Source organism: Morganella sp. HMSC11D09, assembly GCF_001807955.1.
GTDB lineage: Bacteria > Pseudomonadota > Gammaproteobacteria > Enterobacterales > Enterobacteriaceae > Morganella > Morganella morganii.
In genome coordinates, this window is the sequence record NZ_KV791696.1 from 369,107 (window position 1) to 384,590 (window position 15,484).

Below are 15,484 nucleotides of genomic sequence, written 5' to 3' on the forward strand. Positions count from 1 at the left end.
AAACTCCCGTATTGCCCGTTTATCGTGATTACAGTCCGCGATTGTTTTCATCGCATCCGTCAGCAGCAGGATCGCGCCGCCGTAAGTCAGTTCATCCGGGATAACCGGCAGCGGGCAGTCAGCGAGAAGATGAGCCGGAACCGGCACCACCGGCGCGGGCACGAATGTCTCTCTCGTATTGCTGCAACCCGCCGGTAACACGGCCAGGCACAGAAGCGGCAGCACATTCATCCTCTTTAAGTACGGTTTTAATAATTGTCTTAACATTGATATGCTCCGCCTCCTCCGTCTGCTTTGCCCGGATATTGCTGAGCGCAATATGATGTCCGGCCATAAACGCCACCCGGGTCAGATTATTAACAGCCAGCTGCTGGTCATACTTATCTTTCAGTATCAGGTAATTACCTTTTACACCGCTGTACAGATGCAGTGTCAGCAACAGACAGGTCAGTATTACAGTGCAGAGACCGGCCAGTATTTTTGTCAGTATATTCATGGATTTTCACACTGATAGTGGATAACGGCCGCCCGCGGATGTCCCGGCAGCGGCTGACAGTAATCCGGGAGTGAATACAGGTAACAGCCTGCCAGCAGGCAGGCTGTCAGTATGAGAATCGCGGCAATGATCAGCACTACAGGGTTGCACGACATACCGCATTCTCCGTTTCACGCCGGTTAATCAGCCCCTGCCACTGCCGGCCGCCGGCGAATGTCCAGCGTTTCATTTCCTCACAGGCACCGGCAATATCACCGCTGTTCAGTTTTCGCAGCATCGAAGAGCGGGAAAACGCCCCCGGGCCGACGTTGTAAACAAAGGAATAGATGGCAGCCCGGGTGGTGTCATCCACAGGAACCGTGATCATCGGATCAACCGCGCGGCGGATTTTATCCAGATCACGGTGCAGCAGCGCCCGGCATTCATCCGCCGTATAAATCTTTCCTGCCTGAATATCACTGCCGGTATGCCCGTAACAGACAGTCAGCACCCCGGCCACATCGCGGTAGGGCCGGTATTCCACGCCTTCATAGGCCGGAATCAGCACCAGAGCGGCAGAAATTGCGCCGCCTGCTGCTGCGGCAATCACTTTTTTGCTCAGATTATTCTTCATGATGATCTCCGGCTTTTATCTGAAACTCTTTCCGTCGGTAATACCAATTAATAAAAAATGTACCGATGGTGCAGACAATCCCGATAAGGACTGCCCACTGATCCAGCGATAACACACCCAAAACGGAAGTGATAAGCCCCCAGGTATATGCTGCGGGCCCGGAATATTTATCTGACATGCTCATATACACTCCCTTGCAGAGTGTTCCGTAAATATTATTGAAAAGGTAAACTCAGATAATGTCTGAAATATAAAAATTAATGTAAAGTCGTTTCCGGTTCTTTATTCCTTACTGCCTTTAACCGTGAATCAATATCGGTAATCGCAGAACGCCCGAACCCCGGTGAAATAAAAGCTTTATTTACTACACGCCCACAGAATTTAATCCGTTTCATTCCCTTTGACGGACATTTCATTACAGGATTAGGTTCAGGTTCTCCCCTGATTTCACGGACATAGCGGTACAGACGCGTGACAGCATCCGGTGCCACCGCATATTGCGGGATATAATGCCGTCCCTGCTTAACCATCCCTGTTTTTATCAGACTGCCGATTTTATGCAGGATAGTGGTATATGTGCGGATAAATATTTCAGATGTCTCTGTATATCGCGCAGCATCGCTGTTGGTAAAACAATCATAATCCCGGCAGGCCCGGATAATATTGACGTATATTTTAAATTTTTCCTCAGTCATAATATATCCTCTGAAGTATCATCCTGTAAATTACCGGCTGCGCGGCGTATTAAACGAAGCAGGACCGGATGTCATTAAATAAAAATAATGTGCAGGGCAAATTTAAATAAAGTTACTTAAAATAAATAGTACCGGGGAATACCGGCGGCCATCCCGCTTACGGGATGCTTTTTTGATGGCGATGCATTCAGCATGCCGGAGCCTGTTCACACACGGAGTGGTTCAGGTTGTTGGTGCGCATTTTTCAGCGCAGTCTGTTAAAGAGCGGGCAACAGTATCTGTTGACAGACGAATAATACCATAACTATTAAATATGTCAATATCTTTAGTATTGACAAAGATTCTGATTTTGGTATTAATATTGTATGAATGAAAAACGACAACTGACGACAGAACAGCTGGCAGACTGCCGAAGACTGAAAGCTTTGTATGAGTCAAAGAAAAAAGAGCTGGGTATCACCCAGCAGAGCATTGCTGACATACTGAATATCAGCCAGGGCGCCGTCGGTCACTATCTTAACGGCCGTAATGCATTGAATTTGCAGACAGCAAGTGTGTTCGCCACGCAACTCAATGTCCCTATTTCTGATTTCAGTCCGTCTCTTGCCGCAGAGGCGCAGGCACTGAGTGCCGCTATTGACAGCAATATTTCCGGCCTTCGCCCTTACAAACCCTCCCCGAGATACCCGTTAATCAGCTGGGTACAGGCGGGTGCCTGGAATGAGGCGAATGAAGCTTACGGGCTGGATCAAATCGACGAATGGTATGAATCGGAAACCCATGTTCAGGGGGCCGCATTCTGGCTGAGAGTCGAAGGCGAATCCATGACCGCACCAACCGGCAAGAGTGTACCTGACGGCTCCCTGATCCTGATCGACACCGGCAAAGATTCCGAAAACGGTAGCCTGGTCGTCGCAAAGCTGACGGATTCCAACGAAGCAACGTTCAAAAAGCTGGTGATCGATGGCGGCAACTGGTATCTGAAAGGACTCAACCCGACGTGGCCGGCCATGAAAGTTAACGGTGACTGTAAAATTATCGGTGTTGCCGTTCAGATGATGATGAAACTGTAATCATCTCCTGCCGCCCTCCCGCCAGAGGGCATTTTACTGATTACAAATAATACTTTTAGTATTTATTTTCCGGAGAAAATAATACCAGGAAATAATACCATTAGTATTTTTATGCTGATGATTCAGAAATAAAGGGAGGTAAAAATGAGTTGCCGCGGATATCAGTGCGCCAGAGCCCGCCGGGCTGCACGCAGACAACAACTACAGGCGGAATACCGGCTTAATGCAGCACTGAAAGCTGCCATCAACGGAGAATGCAATGAAAAAGCGCCGGTCTTATCTCTGAACAGACGTCCGATGGACAGAGTCACAAAAGCACTCTCTGTCCGCCGTACTTATGCTGTAAATTAGCCCGGCATTGACAACATTATCCGACCGAATGCAGTTTGACGTGTGATCCGAGGTATTCCCGCTTACGCTGGTTATCAGCCGCTTTGTAGCATTCAGGATACAGTGCCGCGATCTCGGCCATTAATTGTGCTGGTGTGTTAACTGATTCAATTTTTGATGCAAGAGCCAGTGCCATATCAAAAGCGACCCGCTCTACCGGATTATATTTTGGTGAAAAGATTTTATTTGGCATATTGTTGCTCCGTTTATCATTGATAAATAACAACATGCATTACTTATCATTATGCAGGCTTCCGGAATGAGTATATCGCCTGAACAGGTCAGTAACTGCATATTTGTTCAATACAACGGCTGTTTTCCGGTTTGCTATATTCTTTTTTTCTTATCATGATAACTTTCGGATATTAATGTGCTGTCTGTCACACTTTGTCATGGTTTGCTGACAAATCCCGATAATACATTAATCAAGCTTTAAAAAGCCGGACACTACTACACATCCGCTCCGGTATAGTAAGTTCATCCAAGTAGAGAGTACCCTGAAGAAATGTTGTGATTATGCCCGCGGATTGCGGGCTTTTTTTTATTTCTGTCAAGATGAAATTTTTGCATCACCCTTCCCGTTGACCTTTCTTTCATTTTACCGCTATTTACTGGTACATACTTTCAGTAAACAGAATGGTGAACATAATGAAAAAGCAATTCTCTCTGTTTTTTTCCGGTGCCGTTTTAGCACTGGGATTTTTACTGTCAGGCTGTGATAAGGGCACAACTGACATGACAAAAATTAAAGTCGGTGTGATTAATGGCGCCGAGCAGGATGTGGCTGAGGTTGCCAAAAAAGTGGCCAAAGAAAAATACGGACTGGATGTCGAACTGGTCGGTTTCAGCGGTTCATTGTTACCGAATGATCCGACGGCCAATGGTGATCTTGATGCCAACGTCTTCCAGCATCGTCCGTTCCTGGCCCAGGATAATAACGCCAGAGGTTATAACCTGGTCGCTGTGGCAAATACCTTTGTCTTTCCGATGGCTGGTTATTCCGATAAAATTAAAAATATCAGTGAATTAAAAACCGGTGATACCATTGCCATGCCGAATGACCCGACAAACCTCGGCCGTGCATTATTATTAATGGAAAAAGAGAAGCTGATTAAATTAAAATCCGGCACCGGTTTATTACCGACCGCGCTGGATATTACCGAAAATCCGCTGAAACTGAATATCATGGAGCTGGAAGGCGCTCAGTTACCCCGGGTGATTAAAGATCCAAAAGTCACGGTAGCCATTATCAGTACCACCTATATTCAGCAAACCGGCTTATCCCCGGTAAAAGACAGTGTGTTTATCGAAGATAAAGAATCACCGTACGTCAATATTATTGTGACCCGTGAAGATAATAAAGACGCGGAGAATGTACAAAAATTTATTAAAGCTTATCAGTCGCCGGAAGTTGCCAAAGCCGCGGAAACGCTGTTTAACGGCGGCGCCGTTCCCGGCTGGTAATCACGACAATACAGTGCCGGATACTCTCCGGCACTGTCATTCACGCCTCATCCAGTCCCAGAGCCCGGCAGGAAAGCAGTACAATCTGCCCGGTGATTTCCGCCAGTTCATCCTCACTGACAGATTTCGCTTCACTGCGGCACAGATACGCCTTTTGTGCCACCACAAACCCCAGAATCTGCCCTATCAGGGCATGCGCCCTGATAATGGTTGTTTTTGTATCCGCCTGCGGGTCTGCAAGCTGTGCCAGCAGAGAGAGCCGCTTATGAAAGGGTTCAATAAATGACTGATAAATCACATCATAATTTTCAGTCTGCTCCAGCTGTTCCCGCAGGATCAGCGTGCCGTACAGAGCGCGTTCCGGCGATAACAATGCCTTGCACAGCCCGGAGACCATACTGACCAGTACTGTTTTCAGTGCCGTTTTGCCCGGCTGCGCCTGTGCCGTCAGTGCCTCTGTGGCAGCATCGATCCTGCTGACATCCGTCACAGCGGCCAGATCATCAGTAATTTTCCGGATCACCGCGGCATACACGCCCGACTTACCGCCCAGATGATACGGAATGGCTGACTGATTCACACCCGCCTCCTCCGCCAACTGCCGTGTCCGGACACCGCTGACGCCGCTGAGGGCAAACAGGCGGATCCCCGCCTGTATCAGTTTCTCTCTGGTCTGCTCTGAGGAGAGCGTATGTTTATTCATCTTTTCCGTCATCTGCGGGATTCACCGGTATAATCAGAGATCAGCACGCATCAGCCGGGTGGAATTATCATTCAGCTCAATTCCGCTGTTTTTCCCGACAATGACCGTACCGCCAAGGTTACACAGATGATAACCAAAGGCACAATTCGGTTCAAATGCAAAGCTCATCCCTGCCTTCAGCACCAGTTCCCGGCCGGGATTCGGCAGGCGCTCCACTTTGCGGTAACGGGATACCAGCGGCAGAGATTCAATTCCCGGCGCAGTACCAAACCCGATCGGACCATACGGATTGATGCTGTGGATCAGCGGATGCACATGCCAGCCGCCGGAAGCCAGCAGCGGTTTTTCCATCTCATCCACCACTTCCCCGAATGTCACGCCCTCTTTCAGATATGACACCCCGATGTCATAACACTCGCGGGCGACCTGTGCCGCTTTCTCCAGCTGCGGATGAATATTACCGACCGCAACCGCCGCCTGATGCTGGGTTTCATACATTCCGTACAGTGCGAAAATTTCTGACAACACAATATCACCGCGCTCAATCTCTCTGGGTTTTTGTGAGCGGTACTGCCAGGCAGGCTGACCCCAGCCGATATATTCCGGGCCGGATCCCATCAGGATCTCCGCCGTAAATCCCCCCGCAGATAAACAGGTGGCAGTGACTGCTGCCGCAATATCTGCCTCACTGTTCCCCGGTACCGCTGTCACGCGCATGGCTTCACTCATCGCTTCACCGATGGCGGCAGCGTGGCGGATATGTGCCAGTTCTTCCTCACTTTTTACGGACGCGCGGACAAAAAAGTCACGGTAAACCGGTACAATCGCCGCCTGCGGATACGCCTCTTTAATCCCGGTCAGGGTATTGAACGGCATCGCACCATCAAAATAGAACGGCGGATACGGCTCCAGCCCGATCACGCCGATTTGTGCCGTCGCCGGTACATTCATCTCCCGGAGCAGTGCCCCGATATTACGTCCGGTTTTACCGACCATAATCTGTGACGGCGACAACCACTGATTGTCCCCGCGTAATGCGGCCTGCATATGGTCGGCAATCATCATCGGCGCAAATGTCACCACAACCGGGTCATTGTCCTGATAAAAAATCACCACAGACCCGAGGCGGTCATTGGTAAAATAGTGATCCACACAGAACGGTGCCGGAGCAGCGGATTCCCGGTCACCATAAACAATCAGAACATCCAGATTACGCTGACGCATGATGTCACGCGCCAGATCCCAGCGGCGATCCCGCTCCTGTAAAGAGAACCCGGCCGGTATTGCTGTGTTTGCTGTTTTCATAAGTCACCTTTTATTAATTCATTTGAATGAATTAATATCGTAGTGAATGATCCGATATCCGTCAATGACAAGATCCGGATCAACACCTGGTTTCCCCGCTACGCGGTGCTCGTTCACCCGATGGAAATGCGCGAAGGCGGATTATGCAATGTGGAAAAACGTATTTTCTTATTTAACCTTCCACAATAATCCTCTCCGGAAAAAAGAAAATGAAGACTCTCTTAATTCTTTATGATGAACCGGATTAATTCAATTTAAGCTATTAATCACTATTTTTTATGATAATAGTAATAACACCGGCACTGTAAAGGAAAAAACAATGAATACAAATCAGAGTGATATCGATAAGGCAGCAGCAAAAATAATCAAAGGAATGGAGCGTATTAACCGCTTTGCGGATAATTACACTGCATATCTTTCAGAAAAAGACAAGATGCAACTGGTCCGGCTGACAGAAGAATTACAAAAAAAACTTAATCCGGGAAAATAATAAATTTATTTCCTGTTGATGAACCGTTTAAACTTCAAAAAATACCGACATAACAAAATGATTTTAAACAATAAATTCAATATTGTTAACTATAGCGGAATATCAGGATTTGTCAGTTTTCTGGAGATTTGAAAATATTGCCACTGTTTATGTATATCCCGTTGTGCGGCGAAAAAAACAGGAATATGTTTCATCCATACCCGCTGAGCAGGTATAAATACTCCCGAAATCCTGAGGATATCATAATGAAACATTCAGCCCTTATTGTTGCAACTCTGGCCGGTTTATTCTCTTTCGGTGCAATGGCATCGACTCCGGCACCGGCAGTTTCCGCTGCGCATTCCGGTATTACCGCCACTAAAGCGGACAGCCATGCGAAAGCCGTAAAACATGAAGCAAAAGTAAAAAGTGAAAAAGGGAAAAAAGCGAAAAAAGTTAAAGAGGAAAAACAGGGCGCAATCTGATCATTATAACGGTGTTATCCGCGGATTAAACCGGCGCCATACCGGGGCCGTAAAAAAACCTCCCGTTCACGCGGGAGGTTTTCCTTTCTTCTTCATTACCCGTTATCAAATCACTAACGCAACAATAAAGATAATGAGTGCCATGCAGGTGAAGAAACCAATAGGGTATACCATCGTACTTTTCGTCATTGGTGACATGATCGAATCTCCTGTAAACCTTACTTAGTATCTGACAAACAAAGAACCCGCAGATATTTAAGGACATCCGGAGATATAAGTAAAGCTGATAGATCACAAAATCAACCGGCAATCCGCACTCTGTTAATTCGCTGCAGATTATTACTTTTCGGCGGAGATATCCTGCTTACTGCACAACCACCATCACCAGCAGCACAAATATCAGCAGCGCCAGATAAGATTTAGCATAGAGTTTATCCGGGATCCGGCCAACCAGCGGCGCGCTGAGTTTCTGCCCCAGCCAGGATCCGGCAATCAGTAACATAAAAGCCTGAATATCCACATAACCGGCAAAACCGCTGCCGAATGCTGCCGTCTCATGGCGGGCCAGCAGAATATAAGTCAGTGTACCGGTCAGTGCCATCGGCAAAGACAGCGGATTAGCCATTGCCGTCGCCTGTGCCATTTCCGCACCACGGCGGCGCATCAGCGGAACGGTCATCACACTGCCGCCCCCCCCCAGAAATGCTGCCACCACACCAATCACAGTACCGGCCACCGCAACAGCACCCGCTGACATTGTCCGCAGATGAGACGCTGACTGTGTCATAAACCCGGGGCGGAAAATACTGTCCAGAATAGTGATGGCAAGGTAAGCAATAAACATCCACTTAACCCATATCCCCTGAACTGCAATCGCCAGCAATGCACCTGCCACCGCACCGGCGGCAATATATCCCGCCAGCGGACGCACCTGCGGCCAGTTAATCATTCCGGCACGATGCTGGCGGAGTGTTGCCATTGATGCGCTGAATATCATCACTCCGGTGGATGTTGCCACTGCAATATGCATGGCCGCCGCTGCGGTATGGCTGTCTGCCGTAGCTGTTAACAATGCATAAAGCAGCGGAACAATAAAAAATCCGCCGCCAAAACCAAACAATACCGTTGTCGCCCCGACAATACAGCCACACGCTAATAAGAGTAAAAACACAGAATCCGCCCCGCTGAACATAATTGTTACCCATACTATAAACAGCAGACGGGCAATCTGCTTTTGCATGCGGGACAACCGGTATTGTATTTCAGCCAGGATGAGTTCAGCGGCACAGGAAAAAGAAAAGGCCCGCTGATATGCTCAGGGGCCTTAATAAATCTGCTGCTTATTGATCAGGTCAGATCTTTAATAACTTCAGAAGGGCCATTTTTCTGTACAGACGCGATACCATTCATTGCCCCCTGCTTTGAGGCATACATTTCGCTGGTGGCGATAATTTCATGGTTTCCGGCTTTCAGAACGAAATAGTACGGCTGCGGTGTATCTTTGGTCGATTTTTTTAACTCGTAATACCCCATAACAAGCTCCTCGGTTGAAAATCATGTTAATACGGCAAATCATAATGACGATTTCAGTATAGTCACTAATACGTAAAAACAGGAAATAAAAACCGGAAAAGATAAAACCCGCTGATATTCAGCGGCCGATCATCAGTAAGTAAGGGGTATTATCACAGATAAAATGACCGGCTTCTTTCATACCGGATTTCAGATGTGCACGAACCGAACGTTCATTATCCTGATTAATAAAGGCAACCGGTTTTCCACTGTTTTCCGCACACAGCCGCTGATACAGCGCCGGTAAAATTCCCTGTCCGCGATAATCTGCCGCAATACAGACCGGGCCGTAAAACCAGTTATTTTCCAGTAACTCACCGAATTGCTGTGAAATCACCGCTGTCACCGGCGATATTTGTGCGGACTGCACCGGAAAACTGAACACCACCCCGGCAATCACGTCACCATCCTGTGCAATAATCACCGTCAGTGCATGCGCAAACATATTTTCAACTTTCTTCAGGGGATATTCCCCCAGCAATCCGCCCTGCCGTGACTGAGCATTCTCCTGTAATAGTGCCGCAACCTGCCCGCAATCTGTATTAACCATCTGCCGGTAACAAATCATTTTTTCTCCCCTTTTTTGTCCCTGTAAACAAAAAGCCACCGGATTAACCGATGGCATATTAAGGAAATTCAGTCATCTTCCGGCGGATCTTTAAGAAGCTGGTGGATTTCTTCTTTCAGGCGTAATTTCTGTTTTTTCAGTTCCACCACTTCCTCACTGTAGCCGCTTCTGTCCGATTTTTCCAGACGGGCAATTTCATGATCGAGTTGGTTGTGTTTATCAAACAGCGTGCGAAACTGATGACTATTCTGGCGAAGATGGGAGATCAAATCACGGTATTCCGGAAACATAACAACTTACCTCCTGTCAGTGACTATAGTGCCATCATCTGCGATTTCAGTTCGCAAATCAAAGGCCGGATTTAAAAAATTTGACATAGGTTTGCGGTTTAATACCGTATCCGTTTTGCATGAAGATTATGCAGCGACCGACCGGACAACAAATCAAGGGGTTATTGTTAAGGTCATACTGGCTGATGGTTTTACTTCATAGAGCTGTTTTTCACTATTCCAGACAAATTCCGGCGATGCATACTGGCCATATGCATAAGAAGGAAATTTCGCAGGCTTATAAGAAAAATCACTATCGATACCGGTATTTCTGCTCTCCTTTAATCCGGCTTTAAAAAGTTCATTCTGTTTATTTCGGCTTTTCTCTGCATCCTGTTCAAATTTCGAATGACCGGCAAGCATATAGGTCGGCTTATTCATAAGATTTTCAGGTGTTTTTTTGGTGGCGACGGTTAATTCGGCGTTAGTTTTATTGCCTGCTTCAGCACATCCGACAAGAAGACATAATGACAAATGAGATATAACTACATAATGCATAAGGTTAATTCCTGATAATTTAACCCACGCATTATTACATAAGATTATTTTATATGTAAACACAATGAAAAATAACGCTATGTTACCAACTGATAATACCACCTGAGACTAAGTAAAATATAAAATGAATTTCACCACTATTACTTTTATTTGCAAAATAAATAACCTATATTTATCTATTTAATAGATGATTTATTTGCTGAAATAAATCTTTTAATATTTTAATCAGTTATAAGGATCTCCTGTTCCCGCCTGTGAGATTATTGCGGTGTTTATTGGTGCGTTTACTGTTATCTTCGGAACAATGATTTTTATCGGATTATGGTGCTACAGTAAATTCCGTCCTTTAAAAATAACCGTTATTGACTGATGTAAAACCGGATAAGACACAGAAAAAGCCTCACCGGAAGTGAGGCTGATTTCTGGTGTATCGATGACGCTTAAGGATGTTTTGCAGGACATCCGTTTGTCATGGCAAATTCGGCCAGAATACCATCAACGTCATTAATAAAGTTTTGTCCGTCCGCGAAAACTAATACAGGCAATGACTGGTTTTCTTCCCCGATAAGATCCACCAGCAGTTTTCTTGGTTTATCAAAATCAACATAAACAACATCTGTTGATTCACGCAATTCAGGATTCGTGGCAAGAACGCCTTCTAACAGCGTGCAGTCAGGGCAAAGAAAGAGACTACCGGGATAATTTAAGTCAGAAAATCCCATTTTTAAAAGATACAGTGTATTTTTCATGTGTTCCTCCGTTTTGTTATAAAAATAATCTACCATTCATCCGGTGGAAATAATTTCCATAACTCACTCAGATCCAATGAAAAAAAGGATAAATATTCTCTTTCCGCAAAACAGGTTCAGTAGCGTTCAAATACCTCATAATCAGGGCGCTCCCCTCTCATAACAGCCCGCTGCTGTTCATGCACCGGTGCCCTGTCAGCCCTTTTCTGCTCCGCTGTACGTGAATTTTTATGGGGTTGCGGCCAATCCGTTTTGTTGTGCCCGACCTCCGGCCAGGTTGAACATCCTGTCAGCACGACATGAATAATAAGGAATAATATAAATTGCATTTCAGGAAACAGAAAAGACAGTTCTGAATATATTAAGCAGCGCCGAAAACTCAGTATATCCTTCCCTGTCCAAAAAATGTCCGGCGTTATTTTCAATAATAACCTGAGTCTGCAACGACTCCGCCAGCGTTTTCGATGCCTGCGGACTGACCACCCAGTCGTCAGAAGATATGACTGAAATTCGTTTATCAGAAATCTCTGTCAGCTTAGTATAATCCAGAGGATACTGAACATGCGCCTCCAGCTCAGGCAGTGTTTCCTGACTGCAATCAAAACCGGAGACTAAAATATAACCACCCAGTTTTGTCCCTTCCGGAATATGTTCAGTGATATATCGCAGCACCGTAATACAACCAAGACTGTGCCCGACAAAAATTGTATTTTCATCCGCTGTTATATTGTTGCTGATAAGGCATTGCTGCCATTTTTGCGGATCAGGAGAATGCGGTTCCGGCATCGCAGGAACGGCAACTGTGGCACCAAGCAATTCCAGTTCTTTTTTTAACCACGGAAACCAGTTATCTGCCGGTGATGCAGTATAACCATGAACAATAATAACGTTTTTTCCTTTCACTCTCAGCCCCGGTATTCAGGTTGAATTTTCAACATATTGGTTTTATCTGACTGTTTTAATATAACATTTCCCGTCATATTTTTAGCCGTTTTTTAGTTGTTTCAACTAAGAGACACAAAACCATTTTCCACAAAAATCTGTTGTGATTCAGTCTGTAACAGGTAATCAGCAAAAGTCTGAGCTATCGGCGACATTAAGGCCATACAATATATTGCTTTGACATTATGCGCCTCCGGGATAGCTATTGTCGCGAGTCCGGGAAGTTCTGACATTTTTTTCTGATAGTGCCGGTAACCAATAAATATATCTGCCTGATGAGAGTGAATCAGCCACTGAGACGCCACTTGTCCCGCTGGGATCACCGGGGAATTTTTTCCGCCCACCAGATACCGTGTACGATTGCGGATATTTTCCGCCAGTTCCGGATCGGCTTTACTGAGTTCAGAATAAAACTGCACCACATAATCGCCGCAGGGATCATCAACCGGCGTTGAAGTACCGATAATTAAATCCGGAGCACGCAGTAATTGCTGCCAGTCAGGATATTGTTCAGCTAATTCAATGGTGGTGGTAATTCCTAAGTAATTGGCAATAAAAGGCTCAACACTGAATGCTGTCTTATTCCGGAGTAATGCTTCCGGATGTGTCCGATCCGCAGACAAAAACAGGTCACACTTTACCCCGGATTCAATCTTTTGCCGCAATAAACCGGCCGGACCAAAATCACAGGTTACCGGCGGTATTTTATTACCGGAATAACGGGTTAAAATGGCAGTCAGCGCTCCCCGCAGACTGCCGGCCGCCATAATATGCATTAATGACTGCCCTGATATTGAGTGCGATAGAATTTCTGATACCAGTTATTAACATCAGCATCCACATCAATATCGGCAAATTTCTGCGGATACAATTTAGCAGCCATCCATAACTCACCGATTGCCATCGCTTCCGGCATCGGATATCCCCAGGCTTTGGCATATTCCGGCATTAAATAGACACGTTTATTTTTCACTGCATCAATAACCTGCCAGCGGGGGTCGTTATTAATTTCGTCAACAACGCCCGGGTAGCGATCCTGAATAAAAATAACTTCCGGGTTCCAGCTGATAACCTGCTCGAGAGAAACCTGTTTATACCCTTTAATGGTCGCAGCGGCAACATTCATTGCGCCGGCGTGCTGCATCATTAAACCGGTATATTTTCCTGATCCGTAAGTGGTTAAATCCGGGTTTGCCATATAGGCCCGGACACGCTGACTTTCATGGATATCTTTCAGACGTTGGGTCACTATATTCCTGCTGTCAAAGGTTTGTTTAATCAGCTCTTTTGCATTGTCCGGCTTATTAACGATATCACCAATCAGGGTAATCCCTTCTTTCAGCCCGTCATTGTAGGCTTGCTCTTCATTATCAAGCTCAGGATTCACATTATTTTTAGCGTGGCTGCTGTTGTCTTTCTGCAGTGAAATGGCGATAACCGGGATACCCACCTGCGTAATTTTATCGATCATTTCCTGTGGCGCATAATTAGTGACAAAAACTACCTGCGGTTTCAACTGCACCAGACTTTCAAGATTGACGCTTTTCAGATCGCCTACATTGGGCACTTTCACTAATTCAGGTGCCAGCCGTTCATAATTTTGACCGAGCTGCTCACGCCAGTTTCCCATCACGCCCACAATTTTGTCCGTTGCATCCAACTGAACCAGTAAATTCAGTGTCTGATGCTGAAGAACAGCCACGCGCTCAACATGATCATCAATAACAACCTTGCGCCCCAGCTGATCTGTAAACTCCCGCGCCGCCTGGCCGGAGAATGAAAAAATGACAGCAATAAACCCAATCAGATACTTTTTCATCATTATTACCCACTTTAACCGATATATACTTGGTTATATATCGATTGATTTCATGGGTCAACTGTTTCCGGGGGTATTACAGCACCGGAATGCGATATTCTGCATGCCAGTAAATGCCCCGGAAACCAAAAATCTGCCGGGACATAAAAATCAGCAACAAACCGATAAATATCATGATGATCACAACAAAGATTGGATAAAGGTACAAAATGAAAATTTAATATATGGGCTCCGGAATAACGAAACATGCTAACTATCAAGGAATTGCGGAGAGTTTATCCTGTAAATTATCGTTACCAGGTCAGTCTGTAACTATCATCAATTAATGACTTCAGTTCTTCACTACTGAACTCAGCATCCAGTATTATCGTAACCCAGTGTTCTTTGTTCATGTGATACGCAGGATAGATACCATCCTTTAAACGAAGAGAGCCAACCATTTCCGGCGCAGCCTTAACATTAACAATATCCACTACTTTCTCTGCGTCTCCGGCGCCTATTTTATCAGCAGATACTGACATTATGATAGCAAACCATTTGGCATTTCCGCGGTGCCTGAATACCGCATAATCCGGATATTTAATCCACGGATAGTCAGGGGCTGAGCCGTAATTAGTCCGGATATATTCAATCAGATCGTTCTTTTTCATATCAGCACCTTAAGTAAACCATTAATGGCTATGTCAGATACCGATATTACATCTAATCAGGCGGGTAACAAGGAAATTGACAGCAGGGAACTTCCGGCGGGATGCTGACTGATCTCCGGCGGATAAATAATGACTTTACCAACTGATATTACAGCATTTATCATGGCGCTCTGATATACCCTGTTTTTATGCAGTGATATTTTTGTACAAATTAAAACCAGCTCACAATATGTTAAGCTGGCTTTATTGTGTATTTGTTCTTCTTAAATAAGAATGATATTCATTTTTTATATGGTAATGAATAACATTTATGATTGTATTTTTTGCATCATCAGATTGCTAAAGGCTCCATATATACAAAGGAGCTTTTTACTGATTCTGTATAATCATTCTGAGTTTCAGGAAACAGATATTCATAAGACACATGAAATATATTTATTATCTTAAATACAACACTGACATCTATTTTATTAACACCTCGTTCATACCTTGACAACTGCTGCTGTGAGCCCCCCAGCATTTTAGCTAACACCTTTGTAGTCAAGCCATTACGGTGTCTTAAGTCGCGGATATTCTGCCCTACAATAAAATTAATATCTTTCATTATGAACCTCCTGATAAACATATATTAAAGGTAAAGCATAATATGCTGACTGACAAACCA

At 45.4% G+C, this 15,484-nt stretch carries 23 protein-coding genes; 5 read left to right on the plus strand and 18 right to left on the minus strand.

Translation table 11 applies throughout. The features are described from left to right. Positions 1–118: 118 nt before the first annotated feature. The 4 genes from HMPREF3119_RS13325 to HMPREF3119_RS13335 are packed head-to-tail and all read right to left on the minus strand — an operon-like array spanning position 119 to position 1,293. On the minus strand, positions 119–496 hold the full coding sequence (locus tag HMPREF3119_RS13325; RefSeq protein ID WP_070579992.1) for a hypothetical protein: 378 nt from the start codon (positions 494–496) through the stop codon (positions 119–121). Next, positions 493–651, minus strand: coding sequence for a hypothetical protein (locus tag HMPREF3119_RS19430; protein ID WP_004239826.1), 159 nt, complete (start codon positions 649–651; stop codon positions 493–495). The genes HMPREF3119_RS13325 and HMPREF3119_RS19430 overlap by 4 nt, the downstream gene beginning before the upstream one ends. After that, positions 633–1,109 carry a lysozyme gene (locus HMPREF3119_RS13330; RefSeq protein ID WP_070579994.1) on the minus strand — a complete coding sequence of 159 codons (477 nt, stop codon included), beginning with the start codon at positions 1,107–1,109 and terminating at the stop codon, positions 633–635. Before HMPREF3119_RS13330 ends, HMPREF3119_RS19430 begins: the two co-directional genes overlap by 19 nt. Then, positions 1,099–1,293, minus strand: coding sequence for a phage holin family protein (locus tag HMPREF3119_RS13335; RefSeq protein ID WP_004239823.1), 195 nt, complete (start codon positions 1,291–1,293; stop codon positions 1,099–1,101). Before HMPREF3119_RS13335 ends, HMPREF3119_RS13330 begins: the two co-directional genes overlap by 11 nt. Positions 1,294–2,169: 876 nt before the next feature. Here HMPREF3119_RS13335 and HMPREF3119_RS13345 point away from each other — a divergent pair. Together HMPREF3119_RS13345 and HMPREF3119_RS13350 are read left to right on the plus strand one after the other, a co-directional pair. Next, complete coding sequence (locus HMPREF3119_RS13345) at positions 2,170–2,877, plus strand: LexA family protein (protein ID WP_004235063.1); 708 nt, start codon at positions 2,170–2,172, stop codon at positions 2,875–2,877. 144 nt (positions 2,878–3,021) lie between these two features. After that, on the plus strand, positions 3,022–3,228 hold the full coding sequence (locus HMPREF3119_RS13350; RefSeq protein WP_225902844.1) for a hypothetical protein: 207 nt from the start codon (positions 3,022–3,024) through the stop codon (positions 3,226–3,228). A gap of 16 nt (positions 3,229–3,244) precedes the next feature. Here HMPREF3119_RS13350 and HMPREF3119_RS13355 read toward each other — a convergent pair whose 3' ends face one another. Then, entirely contained in the window at positions 3,245–3,496 is a 252-nt protein-coding gene (locus HMPREF3119_RS13355) for a hypothetical protein (protein ID WP_004235059.1), read from the minus strand. A 419-nt stretch (positions 3,497–3,915) separates the two neighbouring features. On the opposite strand from HMPREF3119_RS13355, the gene nlpA reads away from it, so the two are divergent. Next, positions 3,916–4,731, plus strand: coding sequence for a lipoprotein NlpA (nlpA, locus tag HMPREF3119_RS13360; RefSeq protein ID WP_024473388.1), 816 nt, complete (start codon positions 3,916–3,918; stop codon positions 4,729–4,731). 40 nt (positions 4,732–4,771) lie between these two features. On the opposite strand, the gene HMPREF3119_RS13365 is transcribed toward nlpA, so the two are convergent. Together HMPREF3119_RS13365 and HMPREF3119_RS13370 are read right to left on the minus strand one after the other, a co-directional pair. Next, positions 4,772–5,434, minus strand: coding sequence for a CerR family C-terminal domain-containing protein (locus HMPREF3119_RS13365; protein WP_225904180.1), 663 nt, complete (start codon positions 5,432–5,434; stop codon positions 4,772–4,774). Between the two features lie 33 nt (positions 5,435–5,467). Continuing rightward, positions 5,468–6,739, minus strand: coding sequence for a M24 family metallopeptidase (locus HMPREF3119_RS13370; protein WP_062771458.1), 1,272 nt, complete (start codon positions 6,737–6,739; stop codon positions 5,468–5,470). 319 nt (positions 6,740–7,058) lie between these two features. Here HMPREF3119_RS13370 and HMPREF3119_RS19435 point away from each other — a divergent pair, with 319 nt between their 5' ends. After that, positions 7,059–7,229 carry a hypothetical protein gene (locus tag HMPREF3119_RS19435; RefSeq protein WP_004235050.1) on the plus strand — a complete coding sequence of 57 codons (171 nt, stop codon included), beginning with the start codon at positions 7,059–7,061 and terminating at the stop codon, positions 7,227–7,229. Between the two features lie 245 nt (positions 7,230–7,474). Continuing rightward, positions 7,475–7,693, plus strand: a complete 219-nt coding sequence (locus HMPREF3119_RS13375) for a hypothetical protein (protein WP_004235049.1) — start codon at positions 7,475–7,477, stop codon at positions 7,691–7,693. Between the two features lie 364 nt (positions 7,694–8,057). Here HMPREF3119_RS13375 and HMPREF3119_RS13380 read toward each other — a convergent pair whose 3' ends face one another. The 11 genes from HMPREF3119_RS13380 to HMPREF3119_RS13435 all read right to left on the minus strand — a co-directional run bounded on the left by HMPREF3119_RS13380 (position 8,058) and on the right by HMPREF3119_RS13435 (position 15,424). Continuing rightward, on the minus strand, positions 8,058–8,933 hold the full coding sequence (locus tag HMPREF3119_RS13380) for a sulfite exporter TauE/SafE family protein (RefSeq protein ID WP_083297277.1): 876 nt from the start codon (positions 8,931–8,933) through the stop codon (positions 8,058–8,060). A gap of 107 nt (positions 8,934–9,040) precedes the next feature. Further along, complete coding sequence (locus HMPREF3119_RS13385) at positions 9,041–9,226, minus strand: YegP family protein (RefSeq protein ID WP_004235045.1); 186 nt, start codon at positions 9,224–9,226, stop codon at positions 9,041–9,043. A 118-nt stretch (positions 9,227–9,344) separates the two neighbouring features. Beyond that, the gene (locus tag HMPREF3119_RS13390; protein WP_004239808.1) at positions 9,345–9,833 is read right to left on the minus strand and encodes a GNAT family N-acetyltransferase; all 489 of its coding nucleotides are present in this window, start codon (positions 9,831–9,833) and stop codon (positions 9,345–9,347) included. A gap of 68 nt (positions 9,834–9,901) precedes the next feature. Continuing rightward, positions 9,902–10,123, minus strand: coding sequence for an HP1242/YdcH family protein (locus tag HMPREF3119_RS13395; RefSeq protein WP_004239807.1), 222 nt, complete (start codon positions 10,121–10,123; stop codon positions 9,902–9,904). Positions 10,124–10,276: 153 nt separating this feature from the next. Beyond that, positions 10,277–10,660 carry a hypothetical protein gene (locus HMPREF3119_RS13400; protein ID WP_015422797.1) on the minus strand — a complete coding sequence of 128 codons (384 nt, stop codon included), beginning with the start codon at positions 10,658–10,660 and terminating at the stop codon, positions 10,277–10,279. Positions 10,661–11,100: 440 nt separating this feature from the next. Further along, on the minus strand, positions 11,101–11,409 hold the full coding sequence (locus HMPREF3119_RS13405; protein WP_004239806.1) for a DUF3088 family protein: 309 nt from the start codon (positions 11,407–11,409) through the stop codon (positions 11,101–11,103). Between the two features lie 330 nt (positions 11,410–11,739). Further along, positions 11,740–12,312, minus strand: a complete 573-nt coding sequence (locus HMPREF3119_RS13415; RefSeq protein ID WP_015422798.1) for an RBBP9/YdeN family alpha/beta hydrolase — start codon at positions 12,310–12,312, stop codon at positions 11,740–11,742. Between the two features lie 101 nt (positions 12,313–12,413). Next, entirely contained in the window at positions 12,414–13,127 is a 714-nt protein-coding gene (locus HMPREF3119_RS13420) for a substrate-binding domain-containing protein (protein WP_062771455.1), read from the minus strand. Beyond that, positions 13,127–14,173 carry an ABC transporter substrate-binding protein gene (locus HMPREF3119_RS13425; RefSeq protein ID WP_004235031.1) on the minus strand — a complete coding sequence of 349 codons (1,047 nt, stop codon included), beginning with the start codon at positions 14,171–14,173 and terminating at the stop codon, positions 13,127–13,129. The genes HMPREF3119_RS13420 and HMPREF3119_RS13425 overlap by 1 nt, the downstream gene beginning before the upstream one ends. Before the next feature lie 290 nt (positions 14,174–14,463). Beyond that, positions 14,464–14,820: an MmcQ/YjbR family DNA-binding protein gene (locus HMPREF3119_RS13430; protein WP_004235029.1), complete on the minus strand. Its 357-nt coding sequence runs from the start codon at positions 14,818–14,820 to the stop codon at positions 14,464–14,466. Positions 14,821–15,151: 331 nt separating this feature from the next. Further along, complete coding sequence (locus tag HMPREF3119_RS13435; protein ID WP_246829280.1) at positions 15,152–15,424, minus strand: helix-turn-helix domain-containing protein; 273 nt, start codon at positions 15,422–15,424, stop codon at positions 15,152–15,154. Positions 15,425–15,484: the final 60 nt, after the last annotated feature.

Bases quoted from the DNA above. Each gene is read 5' to 3' on its own strand.
- HMPREF3119_RS13325 (WP_070579992.1), bottom strand. From the start codon at position 496: ATGAATATACTGACAAAAATACTGGCCGGTCTCTGCACTGTAATACTG.
- HMPREF3119_RS19430 (WP_004239826.1), bottom strand. From the start codon at position 651: ATGTCGTGCAACCCTGTAGTGCTGATCATTGCCGCGATTCTCATACTG.
- HMPREF3119_RS13330 (WP_070579994.1), bottom strand. From the start codon at position 1,109: ATGAAGAATAATCTGAGCAAAAAAGTGATTGCCGCAGCAGCAGGCGGC.
- HMPREF3119_RS13335 (WP_004239823.1), bottom strand. From the start codon at position 1,293: ATGAGCATGTCAGATAAATATTCCGGGCCCGCAGCATATACCTGGGGG.
- HMPREF3119_RS13345 (WP_004235063.1), top strand. From the start codon at position 2,170: ATGAATGAAAAACGACAACTGACGACAGAACAGCTGGCAGACTGCCGA.
- HMPREF3119_RS13350 (WP_225902844.1), top strand. From the start codon at position 3,022: ATGAGTTGCCGCGGATATCAGTGCGCCAGAGCCCGCCGGGCTGCACGC.
- HMPREF3119_RS13355 (WP_004235059.1), bottom strand. From the start codon at position 3,496: ATGTTGTTATTTATCAATGATAAACGGAGCAACAATATGCCAAATAAA.
- nlpA (WP_024473388.1), top strand. From the start codon at position 3,916: ATGAAAAAGCAATTCTCTCTGTTTTTTTCCGGTGCCGTTTTAGCACTG.
- HMPREF3119_RS13365 (WP_225904180.1), bottom strand. From the start codon at position 5,434: ATGAATAAACATACGCTCTCCTCAGAGCAGACCAGAGAGAAACTGATA.
- HMPREF3119_RS13370 (WP_062771458.1), bottom strand. From the start codon at position 6,739: ATGAAAACAGCAAACACAGCAATACCGGCCGGGTTCTCTTTACAGGAG.
- HMPREF3119_RS19435 (WP_004235050.1), top strand. From the start codon at position 7,059: ATGAATACAAATCAGAGTGATATCGATAAGGCAGCAGCAAAAATAATC.
- HMPREF3119_RS13375 (WP_004235049.1), top strand. From the start codon at position 7,475: ATGAAACATTCAGCCCTTATTGTTGCAACTCTGGCCGGTTTATTCTCT.
- HMPREF3119_RS13380 (WP_083297277.1), bottom strand. From the start codon at position 8,933: ATGCAAAAGCAGATTGCCCGTCTGCTGTTTATAGTATGGGTAACAATT.
- HMPREF3119_RS13385 (WP_004235045.1), bottom strand. From the start codon at position 9,226: ATGGGGTATTACGAGTTAAAAAAATCGACCAAAGATACACCGCAGCCG.
- HMPREF3119_RS13390 (WP_004239808.1), bottom strand. From the start codon at position 9,833: ATGATTTGTTACCGGCAGATGGTTAATACAGATTGCGGGCAGGTTGCG.
- HMPREF3119_RS13395 (WP_004239807.1), bottom strand. From the start codon at position 10,123: ATGTTTCCGGAATACCGTGATTTGATCTCCCATCTTCGCCAGAATAGT.
- HMPREF3119_RS13400 (WP_015422797.1), bottom strand. From the start codon at position 10,660: ATGCATTATGTAGTTATATCTCATTTGTCATTATGTCTTCTTGTCGGA.
- HMPREF3119_RS13405 (WP_004239806.1), bottom strand. From the start codon at position 11,409: ATGAAAAATACACTGTATCTTTTAAAAATGGGATTTTCTGACTTAAAT.
- HMPREF3119_RS13420 (WP_062771455.1), bottom strand. From the start codon at position 13,127: ATGCATATTATGGCGGCCGGCAGTCTGCGGGGAGCGCTGACTGCCATT.
- HMPREF3119_RS13425 (WP_004235031.1), bottom strand. From the start codon at position 14,173: ATGATGAAAAAGTATCTGATTGGGTTTATTGCTGTCATTTTTTCATTC.
- HMPREF3119_RS13430 (WP_004235029.1), bottom strand. From the start codon at position 14,820: ATGAAAAAGAACGATCTGATTGAATATATCCGGACTAATTACGGCTCA.
- HMPREF3119_RS13435 (WP_246829280.1), bottom strand. From the start codon at position 15,424: ATGAAAGATATTAATTTTATTGTAGGGCAGAATATCCGCGACTTAAGA.